Genomic DNA, 12,843 nt, shown 5'->3' with positions numbered 1-12,843 from the left:
TTCTCAGTCGTTGCGCCGGACAAGGCCAAAGGCCGTGCGGGCCTCGCTCGGGTCCGCAACCTCGCCACCGATGCTTTCGATGATCTGCACCGCGCGCTCGACCAGCTGCGCATTGCTTTTCGCCATCTCGCCCCGCGCCATGTAGAGATTGTCCTCAAGTCCGACACGGGTGTGACCACCGAGCATGGTCGCCTGCGCCACCATCGGGAATTCGCCGCGGGAAATGCCGAATGCGGACCACATCGCATCCTCCGGCAGCAGGCTCTTCATGAAGGCCATGCCTTCCGGCGTTGCCGGCGCGCCCCAGGGAATGCCGAGGCACAGCTGGAACAGGGCGGGCGATTTCAGATGGCCTTCCTTGATCAGCTGCTTCGCCAGCAAAACATGGCCGCTGTCGAACACTTCCAGCTCCGGCGTGACTCCAAGCTCCTTCGCCCGGTCGGCCATGGCGCGTAGATGCTTCGGCACATTGACCATCGCATGCTCGCCGAAGTTCAGCGTCGCTACATCAAGCGTGCAGATATCCGGAAGCAGGTCCGCGATATGCTGCATCCGGACTTCCGGCGTTTTCAGGCTGGTGCCGGCGGCGAAGTCGATCGGCTCGATATCTCCCGGAATGAAGCGGCCACCCGGACCGGTCGTCAGGTTGATGACGATGTCGGAGCCTGTCTCGCGAATCCGGCCCACCGTCTCTCGATACAGTTCCAGATCCATGCTCGCCTTGCCGGTCTCCGGATCGCGGACATGGATATGCACGACGGCGGCGCCCGCCTTGCCCGCATCAAGCGCGGCATCGGCAATCTGTTTCGGCGTCACCGGCACGGCCGGGCTTTTGCCTGTGGTGTCCGCACTGCCGGTCACGGCACAGGTAATTACGGTCTTCTGATTCATTTCACTCCCCAGTATCCTGCACCGTCTGGTTACTCGTTCCGAATTGTGGAAAGATGTTCCACGGCGCTTGTCTCAATTCGCGCCGCATCTTAGGGAAGCCCTCTTTCCGGTGTCCACGCCGGTTCCTGCACAGATTACCGCCTGCCCGCGCATGAATGCGCTTTTTCAGACCTGATAGAGCCAAAAGCCATGAGAAATCTGCAACTCCCCGGACGTTCCCCCGTTTTTGCCCGCCGGGCAGCCATTGCGACCAGCCATCCGCTGGCCAGCCAGGCAGGCCTCACGATCCTGAAATCCGGCGGTAACGCAGTCGACGCTGCCATCGCGGCCTGCGCCGTGATGTGTGTGGTCGAACCCGCCATGACCGGCATCGGCGGCGACTGCTTCGCCCTGTACGCTCCGAAAGGTGCCACCAAGCCAATCGCCATGAACGGCTCCGGCAAGGCCCCGGCCGCCGCCACACTGGCAAAGCTGAACGAGCTGGGCGTCAAGGACGAGATCCCGCTGCACAGCCCTCACGCGGTGACGGTACCGGGCGCGATTGCCGCCTGGGCAAAGCTGATCGAGGATCATGGCTCGTTGAGTTTCGCCGAAATCCTGCAGCCGGCCATCGAGTTCGCCGAACAGGGTTATGTCGTGCATTCACGCGTCGCCTTTGACTGGGTCAGCGAGGAAGAAGCACTGGCCGCTGACCCGGACTCTGCCAAGGTCATGCTGGTCGACGGCAAGGCACCAAAGGCCGGCACCGTGCACAAACAGCCGCAGTTGGCCGAAACCCTGAAGAAGATCGCAGCCGGCGGCCGCGATGCCTTCTATACGGGCGCCGTTGCCGAAGACATGGTCGCCAAGCTGAATTCCCTCGGCGGTCTGCACACCATGGACGATTTCGCCGCGGCCGACGCCGAATATGTTGAGCCGATCCGGACCGACTACAAAGGCTACGATATCTATGAATGCCCGCCGAACGGCCAAGGCATCTGCGCACTGATGATCATGAACATCCTTGCCGGCTTCGACATGAAGTCACTCAGCGAGGCGGACCGGGTACATGTAATCGCCGAAGCCACAAAGATCGGCTACCACCAGCGCAACTGCTATGTCGCCGACCCGAAATTCGCGGACGTACCGGTCGAGTGGATGCTCGGCGAAGAGCACACCGCCCAGATGCGTTCCATGGTCGACATGGACAAGGCCGGTAATTTCGAGGACAGCGACTTCCCGCTGCATCGCGACACGATCTACCTCTCCTGCATCGACGAGCAGGGTAACGCGATCTCCTTCATCAACTCGCTGTTTTCCGGCTTCGGCAGCACCATCATGGCGCCGAAATCCGGTGTCATGCTGCACAGCCGCGGCAACAGCTTCCACCTGAAGGAAGGCCACCCGAACTGCATCGCGCCGCGCAAGCGCCCGATGCACACGATCATCCCGGGTTACGTCTTCAAGAACGGCACTGCCGTCGCTCCGTTCGGCGTCATGGGCGGCCAGTACCAGTCCACCGGTCAGGCCAATTTCATCTCCAACGTGGTAGATCTCGGGTACGACATCCAGGAAGCGATGGACGCCCCGCGCAGCTTCGCCACCGAAGGCATCCTGCAGGTCGAGAGCGAGTTCGCTCCGGAGACCTACACCGCTCTGGAAGCCAAGGGCCACAAGCTCGAAAGGCAGGACAAGCCGATCGGCGGCAGCCAGTGCGTCTGGCGCGATCCGGAAACCGGTGTCCTGCAGGCGGGCTCCGACCCGCGCAAGGACGGCCACGCCACCGGCTACTAAAAGCGCTTACCGAAGAACAGAAAGCCTAGAAGACTAATGAGCAAGAGCCACAATATCGTCGTCATAGGCCTCGGCATCATGGGCCGGCGCATGATCCAATACATGATCCCGCATGACCGCTTCACGGTTATCGGGGCCTGGGACCCGAGCACCGAGTCCGTCGCCACCGCCAAGGCCGAATTCCCGGACATGAAAATCTGGGATAGCGCCGAAGCCATGATCGCGGCACCGGAAGCCGATCTCGTCTACATCGCCAGCCCGCCCGCTTTCCACAAACACTATGCCGATCTCGCCATGGATGCCGGCAAACCGGTCTATTGCGAGAAGCCGCTCGGCATCTCTGTGCCGGAGAGCGAGGAGATGGTTCGCCGCCTGGCGGAGACCAAGACACCGAACGTGGTGAACTTCTCCCAAGCCTCTCTCGAGGGCGTCGAGATGATCGAAGCCGCGATGAAAGACGGCTCAATGGGGGACATCGTCAGCGCCGAGCTGGTGATGCATTTCGCCCAGTGGCCGCGCGACTGGCAGGCGGACGCCGACTGGCTGCGCTTCCGTGATCAGGGCGGCTACACGCGGGAAGTCACTTCGCACTATCTCTATGTGACGGAGCGTTTCCTCGGCCGGGCCAATCTGCTCTGGAGCAAGCCCACCTATCAGGCCGACCCGAAGCTCTGTGAAACCCATGTCCATGCCATGCTGGATTGCAGCGGCGTTCCGGTGAGCTATAGCGCAGCCGTCGGCGGCGTCGGTCCCGACCGGATCGAGGGCACCTTCTACGGCACGAAGAAAAGCATGCGCCTCAGCGGGTTCTACATTCTGGAGCAGACCAGTGGCGGTCCGTGGGAGCTGGCTATGGAATTGCCGGAAGACCCGCGTTCGGTCTCCGTGCCCCGGCAGATCGACAATGTTGCGCGCTGGATGGACGGCGACAAACACACCATGCCGTCCGCCGCCGATGCACTCTCCGTGCAAAAGCTGGTTGAAGGCATTCTGGCTGACTGAGCCGAACACCAATCTAAGACCGTCATCCCGGCCGGAGAGCCGGGACCCAGATGATCGTAAGGTTCAACCCTTCGTTCCCAGGGTCCCGCATCAAGTGCGGGATGACGGTGTGTTTATGAGATCAGTTGTTCAGGCTGGATAAACCACCCAACGCTCGCCCGGTTCGAAATGCGCGAGAGACTGTCTCCAACTTCCGTCCCTCCAACGGAACGTCGCCGCACCCTCGCCCGGCAGGTATTCCGCCGTGTAGAGCGTCCCCAGCCAATCGTCGAAATCCTCCTTGCGAAGATCTCCCTCAACGAAAACCGCCCGTGCTGCTTCGGCGTCGTCCGCCAGCGCACAGGCCGTATCGAACCGCCGGGCGGAATCCGGGAACGGCTCCACATCCGCCTGATGATTTGTCACGGCATTCCCTTCGGTAACGAGCGGCCCCCGATCCGGCGCGAGCTCAGCCCGGACTGACGTCCCAGACCTGTCCTGCACCAGCACATTATGAGCCCATGCACAGGGCATCCGGCGCAACACGTCTGCCGCCTCTTTCACATCGGAGGCCACCTGAAGCAAATACCGAATGATCTGGACGATACTGAACCCCGTCCCGTAAACATGCCGTCCGCCGAAGGTCAGAGCGGCGGCAACACCGGCATCGTTAACTCCGTCCAGCAGGCCGCTGACACCTTCGGACATGCCGAGTACATGACGCCCTGACCATTCCGTCCGCAAGATGACCGCCGAAGTCGCATCCGGATGAAAATCGTAATTGCGGAGCATGCTCGGCCGGGGCCGGGTGAAAGCGCGGACTGTACAACCGGCGGGGATCAACGGCGGAGGATCGATCCCCGCAAGGGCGGCGATCATGGCCGGATCGTCCCCGGCGAACCTCGTCATGCTGTCAAACAGGTCAAGCATTTCCGGCATGTGTTTGCCGACACGGCGGCGGCATTCCTCCGGGTCAGGAATACGGTCCGCTTTCGCGTACCAGTCCGTTACGAAGGCGCGCCCCTCCATGACAGATTGCTGGATGAACCCACCCGGCTGCGGCTCGTTCACGGCGCGGAATAGTTTCTCCATCGCCTCAGCCTTTCAGCGGAATGCAGATCAAGGTACGCAGCTCGGCCTCCGCCACCTCGGATGGGTCATTCAAATACCATTCGAGACATGGACGCTCATCGAGGCTCTCCCCGCTTTCCGGCAGCCAGAGGCCGAGCAGCCGGTGGAAGCAATCCTCCATGCCCATGTAGGAGCCTTCGAGCAACGTGCAGGCATAACGGCCCGCGGGAAGCGCATCGACACGGACATTCGCGGGGAAAGACTTGGTGGGTATCTGTGTATCGGGACGGATCGAGGCACAGGCATCGTAGCGCAGCTCGGCTTCCGGAACGCTTCCCGGATCGTCGTAAGACAGGCCGAAAACGCCGGTAATGCGCTCATGGAGCCCGTGTTTGCTGAGCCAGTCACTCAGCGCTCCAAAGCTCGCCCCGACCTCGTAATATGGCCCGACATGACGCCAGGCGATGATCGGGTCCGGTTTCACGTCCTTGATTTCAACCTGCATGCCATGCTCCTTTCTGTCCACGATCAGGCGAATACTTCCGGTTTCAGGCCGGTAATGAACACGCGTGTTCAGCGGCCTGTATGGTGGTGGGGCTTTTGCTGTCCGATAGGCGCTCGGAGACAGTCCGAAACACTGCCTGAATGCCCGGGCAAAGCCTTCCGGGCTGCCATATCCGGCAGCCAACGCCGTCTCCGTCACGGTTGCCCGCTCAATGCGCAAGGCATGGGCCGCGCGGGACATCCGCACCCGGCGCACCACCTCCTGCACTGTCTCCCCCGTTACGGCACGGAACACCCTATGGAAGTGATAGGCAGAGAAGGCGGCTGTATCCGCCAGCTCACCAAGCTGTAGCGGTGTGTCCGCATCCTTTGCAATCCGGTCCAGGACCCGGCCGATGCGTTCGACATAAGAAGTTTCGGTCTGCTTTCTCATGAGGCAAGCATGCCATCGCTTCGGCCTCGCTGCCCGACCGATCTTGCGGTTATGATCCCGAACCGCCCGCACCAGAACGGGCCGCCGCCAAATGAAACACCGGAAACGTCCGCATGCTCACCGTGACAGCCGCCGCGCCGCTCATCCTTGCGACCCTTGCCATCCTTGTCGCCCGCCAGTCCGCCATGCGGGCGGGCGGTCTCGGGCTCGCCGTCTCGATCCTGATCGCTGCCACTGTTTCCGCATTCCACCTGCAATCCGATGCCATCGCGCACGCCGTCATCGACGGGCTGCTGACCACGGCGACAGTTGCCTATGTGCTGCTCGGCGGGGTCACGCTTTACTGGGTGCTGCGCGCGGGCGGCGCGCTGGAACGACTTGGCAAGGCCGCCGCCGATGCAATCCCGAACCCGGCCCAGCGTGTGCTCGTCCTGGTTCTCGGCGTTTCCGTCTTCTTCGAATCCGCAACCGGTTTCGGCGTCGGCATCATCGTCACCGTGCCGTTGCTGATTGCGCTGGGCTACCCGCCTGCTCGCGCGGCCCTGATCGCCTTGCTCGGGCAATGCGCCGTGCCGTGGGGCGCGCTTGCCATCGGCACCGTGCTCGGCGCCGATCTTTCAGGCCTTCCGGCCGACGAAACGGCAATGACAGCGGTCTGGCTCAGCCTGCCCTTCATCCTGCTCTGTGCCTTCGCCACGCTCCAATTTGCCGGAGAAAGCCTCACCAATATCTCCAACGTCATCTCTGCCCTGGCTTACAGTGCCCTGCTCGCTGCCACACTCTGGGCTTCAAGCGCCTGGATCAGCGTCGAGCTTGGTGGCTGCATCGCCGGTCTTGCTGTGACGATCGCTGGATTGGCGCTGGCCCGGATTCGCGCGAAAGCCCGAACAGATGGGAACGGCCTCCTCGCTGCCGCACTGCCGCTCTTCATGCTGATGGGCACACTCAGCCTCACGCGCCTTGCCCCCGAGGTCGGCGCAATGACTGCGCCCCTGCTCCGCATCGATGCTCCGGCCTATGAATTCACGCTGTCTCCGATCCACCATCCGGGCTTCTGGATGCTGCTGGCCGCCCTTGTCGGGATCGTCAGCCTGCGCATTCCCGCCGCCGAGGTCCGCCTGCTTGTCCCGCAGGCGCTGAAGCAGTGGGGCATCGCCAGCCTCTCGGTTGCCGGGTTTATCTGTTTCGGACATGTCATGCTGCATGCGGGCATGACCGACCGGCTGGCGGAAACCGTCGCCGCCGGGGCGGGTGCCGCCTATCTGTTCGCCGTTCCCGCCGTGGGCGGCATGGGAGGTTTTCTGACAGCCAGCAACGCAGGCTCGAATGCGCTGTTCATGGCGTTCCAGAGCACAGTCGCGGGTCGGCTGGCGCTCGATCCCGTCGTGGTCGCCGCGGCCCAGAATGCCGCAGGCTCGAATATCACAATGGCCTCGCCCGGCCGGATCGTGCTCGCCGCGTCCGTCTCCGGGCTGGCGGGACAAGAGAACCAGCTGATGCGCCCGGCACTGGCCATCGGGATCATTGGATTACTCCTGATGTTGCCGGTGCTGGCGGTCTTATAGATCCGTGTTGAGAAGCGACAGCGTTCGGTCATCCCGCATGCCGTCATAAAAAAGATCGAGCGCCCGACCAAAGAGCGCACTGTCTTCCTCGTTCTCCGCCGCCGCTTCAAACAGCGTCAGGCAGGACCGGAATTTCATGTCGTCGGGCGAGCCGAAAATCTCGAATGCTGTTTTGTCGCTATGCGGCAGAACAGCCTCAACGCAGGCCCGCAACCGTGGCCCAAGCATCGGGTCGCGAAGATAGCGCCGGGCCTGATCCAGATCCGTGATGCCGTACTGGATCGCCCGCTGGGAGCGGCCGAGTTCGACACGCTGGGGCAAGACATACCAGATCCAGTGAGAGGTTTTCCGGCCCGCTGTCAACTCGGCAAGGGCCTGCATATAGACAGGCCCTTGTGCCTCTACGAACTTTTTCAGATCGGCGTCGGTCATTACGCCAAATCCCTATAGGTCCCCGCAGGCCTCCAGCATGATCTTGCCGCTGTGTCCGGCGTTTTCCATCAAGACATGCGCGGCGGCGGCCTCAGCCAGCGGAAAGGTCTTGCTCACAACCGGCTTCAGCTTGCCTTCCTCGAACATCGGCCAGACATTGATCGCGAGGCTATCGCGGATCTCCGCCTTGTTCTCCGGTGTCCGGGACCGCAGCGTGGAGCCGGTATAGGTCAGCCGCTTCAGCATCACCGGCATCAGGTCGACCTCGACCTTGGAGCCTTTGTTGAAGGCGAGCTGCACGATCCGGCCGTCCGGCTTGGAAGCCTTGATGTTCTTGGCGATATTCTCGCCGCCGATGATATCGAGAATGACGTCCGCACCCTTGTATTCGCCACGGATGATCTCGACGAAATCCTGCTCCCGGAAATCCACGGTGAGGTCTGCGCCAAGATCCCGGCAGACCTGGCAGCGCTCCGCCGGGCTGTCGACGGCGACGACCGTCGCACCGATTGCTTTCGCCAACTGGATAGACGTGGTCCCGAGCCCGCCGGCTCCGCCATGCACCAGGAACACCTCGCCCCGAGACAGTTTCGCCCCCATGAAGATGTTCGACCAGATGGTGAAGTAGGTCTCCGGCACAGAGGCCGCTTCAAGCAGATTGAAACCGTGCGGCAGCGGCAGACAGTGCCGTGCATCGACGGCACAGTAATCGGCATAACCGCCGCCGTTGGTCAGGGCACAGACCATATCGCCAACGGCCCAGTTACCCACACTGCCGCCAACCGCGACAACCTTGCCGGAAATCTCCAGGCCGAGCAGGTCCGACGCGCCTTTCGGCGGCGGATAATGCCCCCGGCGTTGCACGAGATCCGGCCCGTTCACCCCGGCATAGGCGACCTTTATCAGCACCTCACCCGGCGCGGCTTCCGGAACCGGACGCCTGCCCGGCACCAGAACCTCAGGAGCACCGGGCTCACTGATTTCGACCACGTTCATGTCGGCCGGAAGCGTCGCGTCCGTCATCAGAAAATTACTCCGGTTCAATCAACAACAAGCGATTCTGGGCTGCCGGAATCTTCCGGGAAAACCGGATAGAGACCTTGCGTCCGCCCCAGCTGTTGTATCAGAGCCAGCACGGAGTCGATATGCGGCGTCTGCAAATCAACCAGCCGTCCCATTTCCTGTACCGCCGTCAGCAGTGCGTCCACTTCAAGCTGCCGGCCTTTTTCAAGATCCTGCAGCATCGAGGTGCGGTGCGCGCCGACTTTGGCCGCTCCATTGATCCGGCGTTCGACGTCGACCCGGAAATGCACGCCGAGACGAGCACCGATACGCTGTGCCTCTTCCATCATTGCCCGCGACAGAGCGCGGGTACCGGGATCGGTTGCCACCACGTCGAGCGTCGCACGGGTCAGCGCGCTGATCGGATTGAAGCAGAGATTGCCCCAGAGCTTCAGCCAGATCTCGTCCCGGATATTTGGCAGAACAGGAGCCTTGAAGCCCGCCTCTTGCAACGCCTGGCTGAGGCGTGTTGCGCGTTCGGACATGCTGCCGTCCGGCTCGCCGAGAGCAAACTTGTTGCCATAGGTGTGCTTGACGACGCCGGGAGCTGCAATCTCGGTTGCCGGGTAGACGACGCAACCGATTGCGCGCTGCGGGCCAATCAAATCCCATTGCCGGTCATCCGGATCGACAGAATTCAGCCGCAGGTTCTGATAGGCACTGTTGACGCCAAAGAAGTACCACCACGGCACACCATTCTGGCAGGTCACAACAGCGGTGTCAGGGCCGAGCAGCGGAACCATCTGGTCGGCCACGTCCCAGGCCTGATGCGTCTTCAGCGCGACGATCACGTAATCCTGCGGGCCGAGCTCCGCCGGATTGTCCGTCGCAGTGACTTTTGCGACGCGCTCCTCCTCACCGATCAGGAGTTTAAGGCCGTTCTCCTTGATCGCCGCCAGATGCGCGCCACGCGCGATCAGCGAAACCTCGACGCCATCCACCTGGGCGAGTTCCGCCCCGAGATAACCCCCGATCGCGCCTGCGCCGTAAATACAAACCTTCATGCCCCTACCCTCATTCCTGTCTTTCTTATGAAAACGGCGCCGGCTTCAACAAGCCGGCGCCGTCCCCGATATCGTTGCGGCCGGATCGGCCTAGACGGCACCTTCTGCCTTGGCTGCTGCCACGTCTTCGGACGACATGCCGAGCACCGCCGTCAGAATTTCGTCGGTATGCTCGCCCAAGAGCGGCGAACGTTCCACCTTTGCCGGCGATGCGGAAAGCTTAATCGGATTGCCGACGGTAAGGTAGGTGCCGCGATGGGGGTGCGGCACTTCGACCACCGTACCGGTCGCACGCAGCGACTGATCTTCGGCCAACTCCTTCATGGAGAGGATCGGGCCGCACGGCACATTGAGCGCGTTCAGCGTTTCCATGACCTCGAACTTGTTCTTGGTCTTGGTCCATTCCTCGATCATTGCGAAGCACTTGTCGAGCTTCGGCAGACGGACTTCCGGCGTAGCCCATTCCGGGTCCTCGATCAGCTCCTCACGGCCGATGGTCTTCATCAGCGGCGCCCAGCCCGGAGGCTGGATGATGACGTAGATATAATCGTTCGGACCGCCGCCCTTGGTCTGCACGGCCCAGCCCGGCTGGCCGCCGCCCGACGCGTTACCGGCCCGCGGCACGGCCTCGCCAAACTCGCCATTCGGATATTGCGGATATTCCTTCAGCGGACCGTGTTCCAGACGCTGCTGGTCGCGCAGCTTGACGCGGCAGAGATTGAGCACGCCGTCCTGCATCGCGCATTCGACCCGCTGGCCCTTGCCGGAATTGGTCCGATGATAGAGCGCGGTCACGATACCCAGCGCCAGATGCAGGCCGGTGCCGCTGTCACCGATCTGGGAGCCGGTAACTGTCGGCGGACCATCCTCGAAACCGGTGGTGGAAGCGGAGCCGCCAGTACACTGGGCAACATTCTCGTAGACCTTGCAGTCTTCGAACGCGCCCGGGCCAAAGCCTTTGATGCTGGCATAGACGATGCGCGGGTTGATCTCCTGGATGCGCTCCCAGGTGAAGCCCATACGGTCGAGCGCGCCGGGCGCAAAGTTCTCCACCATTACATCGCATTCTTCGATGAGGCGGGTCAGGATTTCCTTACCCTTGTCAGTCTTGGTGTTGAGCGTGACGCTGCGCTTGTTGCTGTTCAGCATGGTAAAATACAGGCTGTCGGCATCCGGCAGGTCGCGGAGCTGGCCACGGGTGATGTCACCGACACCCGGGCGCTCGACCTTGATCACATCGGCACCGAACCATGCCAGCAACTGGGTGCAAGTCGGGCCCGACTGCACATGCGTCATGTCCAGAATACGGACACCTTTCAACGCTTCGCTCATTGTCTTTCTCTTCCCTCTTACCGGATTTAACGGAAAAAGGGCGCGCCGGAGACCCGGCACGCCCTTCCGCTTATTTGTACATGGTCTGGTTTTTGGTACCCGGCGCGTACTCGTTCGGATCGACCCAGATGTTGACGACTGCGGACTTGCCGCTGGTTTTCACCGCTTCGCGGGCGCGCAGCAGAGCCGGCTGGATCTGGTTCGCCTCATGCACCTCTTCGCCGTGACCACCCAGCATTTCGGCAAACTTGGAGAACGGCACATCACCGAGCTTGTTGCCGACATTGCCACGCTGATCGCCGTATTTCGCGATCTGGCCGTAGCGGATCTGGTTCATCGAGGAGTTGTTACCGATGACTGCGATATAGGGCACACCGAACCGGTTCGCAGTCTCCATGTCGAAGGCGGTCATGCCGAAGGAGCCGTCGCCGTAATAGCAGAGGATTTCCTTCTCCGGATTGGCCAGGCCCGCCGCGATGGCGAAGCCGGTACCGACACCGAGTGAGCCAAGCGCACCCGGATCCATCCAGTTACCCGGTCCTTTCGGTGCCACGGCCTGCGCGGAGATCGTCACCACGTCGCCACCGTCACCGATATAAACCGTTTTTTCGGTCAGGAACTCGTTCAGCTCCCACGCCACCCGGTAGGGATGGATCGGAGACTGGTCGGACAGGAACAGCGGCATCAGCTTTTCGGTCGCCGCTTCTTCCGCCGCGCGCAGTTCCTTCAGCCAGCTGTCACGGCCCTTGGAGCCATTGTCGACCCGGCCCTTGATGGCCGCATGCACGGCGCTGAGGATCGCGCCCGGATCGCCGGCGATACCGAGATCCACGTCCCGGTTCTTGCCGACAGTGCTGTAAGACTGATCGATCTGCACCAGCGTCAGATCTTCACGGATCCGCTTGCCGTAACCCATGCGGAAATCGAACGGCGTGCCGACGATCAGCAACAGGTCCGCCTTCTGGAAGGCGAGACGACGGGTCCGGTTGTAATAATGGCTGTCCGTCTGCGGGAGCATGCCGCGGGCGCCACCATTCATGTAGCAAGCGATGTTCAGGTCCTTGACCAGATCGATCGCCGCCTGATGGCCGCGGCTCATCCAGACCTGGGAGCCGACGAGAATGGCCGGCCGCTCCGCCTTGACGATCAGGTCGGCCAGACGCTCGATATCAGCCGGGTCGCCAATGGACTTGACCGAGGCGCGGTACTTGCCCGGCTCCGGGATAACAGCGCTCGACAGCGGCACTTCGCGGTCAAGCACGTCGCGCGGGATTTCAAGATATGAGGGGCCATAGGCACCGGCGAAACATTCACGAGCCGCCATCGAGACCATATCGCCCGCCCGTTCCGTGGAGCGGACACCGGCGGAGAACTTGGTGATCGGCGCCATGATGTCGACATGGGGAAGATCCTGCAACGAGCCCATCTTGTGCTGGGTCAGCGCGCCTTGCCCACCAATATGCAGCATCGGGCTTTCGGAGCGGAATGCCGTGGCCACACCTGTCATTGCATTGGTGCAACCGGGACCGGCCGTGGTGACGAGGCAGCCGAGCTTGCCAGTCTGACGGGCGTAACCGTCGGCGGCATGAGCCGCGACCTGCTCGTGCCGGAAGTCGACAATACGGATTCCTTCATCGACGCAGCCGTCATAGATATCGATGATGTGCCCGCCGCAGAGCGTGAAAATGGTGTCCACGCCCTCGTTCTTCAGGGCTTTCGCGACCAAATGGCCACCGGATACGACTTCGCCGGAGCGGTCTTTTTCCTTCAGGGTATCGGTAGCGGTATCGCTCAT

At 62.1% G+C, this 12,843-nt stretch carries 11 protein-coding genes; 3 read left to right on the top strand and 8 right to left on the bottom strand.

Features of this window, described 5'->3' with window-relative positions:
- Window positions 1-3: 3 nt before the first annotated feature.
- Window positions 4-891 (bottom strand): beta-keto acid cleavage family enzyme, encoded by an 888-nt coding sequence (locus K328_RS0102070; RefSeq protein ID WP_028464540.1) that lies wholly within the window; start codon window positions 889-891, stop codon window positions 4-6.
- Between the two features lie 189 nt (window positions 892-1,080).
- Between K328_RS0102070 and ggt the strand changes: the two genes are divergently transcribed.
- Window positions 1,081-2,664, top strand: coding sequence for a gamma-glutamyltransferase (gene ggt, locus K328_RS0102065; protein WP_028464539.1), 1,584 nt, complete (start codon window positions 1,081-1,083; stop codon window positions 2,662-2,664).
- A gap of 36 nt (window positions 2,665-2,700) precedes the next feature.
- Window positions 2,701-3,666, top strand: a complete 966-nt coding sequence (locus K328_RS0102060; RefSeq protein ID WP_028464538.1) for a Gfo/Idh/MocA family protein — start codon at window positions 2,701-2,703, stop codon at window positions 3,664-3,666.
- A 129-nt stretch (window positions 3,667-3,795) separates the two neighbouring features.
- Here the strand turns inward: K328_RS0102060 and K328_RS0102055 are convergent, their stop codons facing one another.
- Window positions 3,796-4,737 (bottom strand): C45 family autoproteolytic acyltransferase/hydrolase, encoded by a 942-nt coding sequence (locus K328_RS0102055; protein WP_028464537.1) that lies wholly within the window; start codon window positions 4,735-4,737, stop codon window positions 3,796-3,798.
- 4 nt (window positions 4,738-4,741) lie between these two features.
- Complete coding sequence (locus tag K328_RS0102050; RefSeq protein ID WP_028464536.1) at window positions 4,742-5,653, bottom strand: AraC family transcriptional regulator; 912 nt, start codon at window positions 5,651-5,653, stop codon at window positions 4,742-4,744.
- A 113-nt stretch (window positions 5,654-5,766) separates the two neighbouring features.
- Between K328_RS0102050 and K328_RS0102045 the strand changes: the two genes are divergently transcribed.
- Window positions 5,767-7,218 carry an L-lactate permease gene (locus tag K328_RS0102045; protein WP_028464535.1) on the top strand — a complete coding sequence of 484 codons (1,452 nt, stop codon included), beginning with the start codon at window positions 5,767-5,769 and terminating at the stop codon, window positions 7,216-7,218.
- Here the strand turns inward: K328_RS0102045 and K328_RS0102040 are convergent.
- From K328_RS0102040 to K328_RS0102020, 5 genes are all read right to left on the bottom strand, one after another.
- On the bottom strand, window positions 7,213-7,650 hold the full coding sequence (locus K328_RS0102040) for a DUF1810 domain-containing protein (RefSeq protein WP_028464534.1): 438 nt from the start codon (window positions 7,648-7,650) through the stop codon (window positions 7,213-7,215). The two genes, K328_RS0102045 and K328_RS0102040, sit on opposite strands and share 6 nt — an antisense overlap.
- Before the next feature lie 12 nt (window positions 7,651-7,662).
- A complete protein-coding gene (locus tag K328_RS0102035) occupies window positions 7,663-8,673 on the bottom strand; it encodes an NAD(P)H-quinone oxidoreductase (RefSeq protein ID WP_028464533.1) in 1,011 nt (336 codons plus the stop codon).
- Between the two features lie 17 nt (window positions 8,674-8,690).
- Complete coding sequence (locus K328_RS0102030) at window positions 8,691-9,716, bottom strand: 2-dehydropantoate 2-reductase (protein WP_028464532.1); 1,026 nt, start codon at window positions 9,714-9,716, stop codon at window positions 8,691-8,693.
- Between the two features lie 90 nt (window positions 9,717-9,806).
- Window positions 9,807-11,048, bottom strand: coding sequence for a formyl-CoA transferase (gene frc, locus K328_RS0102025; RefSeq protein WP_028464531.1), 1,242 nt, complete (start codon window positions 11,046-11,048; stop codon window positions 9,807-9,809).
- Window positions 11,049-11,118: 70 nt separating this feature from the next.
- Window positions 11,119-12,843 carry a thiamine pyrophosphate-binding protein gene (locus K328_RS0102020; RefSeq protein ID WP_036553055.1) on the bottom strand — a complete coding sequence of 575 codons (1,725 nt, stop codon included), beginning with the start codon at window positions 12,841-12,843 and terminating at the stop codon, window positions 11,119-11,121.

Source organism: Nisaea denitrificans DSM 18348 (genome assembly GCF_000426505.1).
Lineage (GTDB): Bacteria > Pseudomonadota > Alphaproteobacteria > Thalassobaculales > Thalassobaculaceae > Nisaea > Nisaea denitrificans.
The sequence above is the reverse complement of the archived record's forward strand: the minus strand, read 5'-3'. Positions and strand labels throughout refer to the sequence as shown.

Coding starts and splice junctions, on each gene's coding strand:
- K328_RS0102070 (WP_028464540.1), bottom strand. CDS start 891: ATGAATCAGAAGACCGTAATTACCTGTGCCGTGACCGGCAGTGCGGAC.
- frc (WP_028464531.1), bottom strand. CDS start 11,048: ATGAGCGAAGCGTTGAAAGGTGTCCGTATTCTGGACATGACGCATGTG.
- K328_RS0102055 (WP_028464537.1), bottom strand. CDS start 4,737: ATGGAGAAACTATTCCGCGCCGTGAACGAGCCGCAGCCGGGTGGGTTC.
- K328_RS0102040 (WP_028464534.1), bottom strand. CDS start 7,650: ATGACCGACGCCGATCTGAAAAAGTTCGTAGAGGCACAAGGGCCTGTC.
- K328_RS0102030 (WP_028464532.1), bottom strand. CDS start 9,716: ATGAAGGTTTGTATTTACGGCGCAGGCGCGATCGGGGGTTATCTCGGG.
- K328_RS0102045 (WP_028464535.1), top strand. CDS start 5,767: ATGCTCACCGTGACAGCCGCCGCGCCGCTCATCCTTGCGACCCTTGCC.
- K328_RS0102060 (WP_028464538.1), top strand. CDS start 2,701: ATGAGCAAGAGCCACAATATCGTCGTCATAGGCCTCGGCATCATGGGC.
- K328_RS0102035 (WP_028464533.1), bottom strand. CDS start 8,673: ATGACGGACGCGACGCTTCCGGCCGACATGAACGTGGTCGAAATCAGT.
- K328_RS0102020 (WP_036553055.1), bottom strand. CDS start 12,843: ATGAGCGATACCGCTACCGATACCCTGAAGGAAAAAGACCGCTCCGGC.
- ggt (WP_028464539.1), top strand. CDS start 1,081: ATGAGAAATCTGCAACTCCCCGGACGTTCCCCCGTTTTTGCCCGCCGG.
- K328_RS0102050 (WP_028464536.1), bottom strand. CDS start 5,653: ATGAGAAAGCAGACCGAAACTTCTTATGTCGAACGCATCGGCCGGGTC.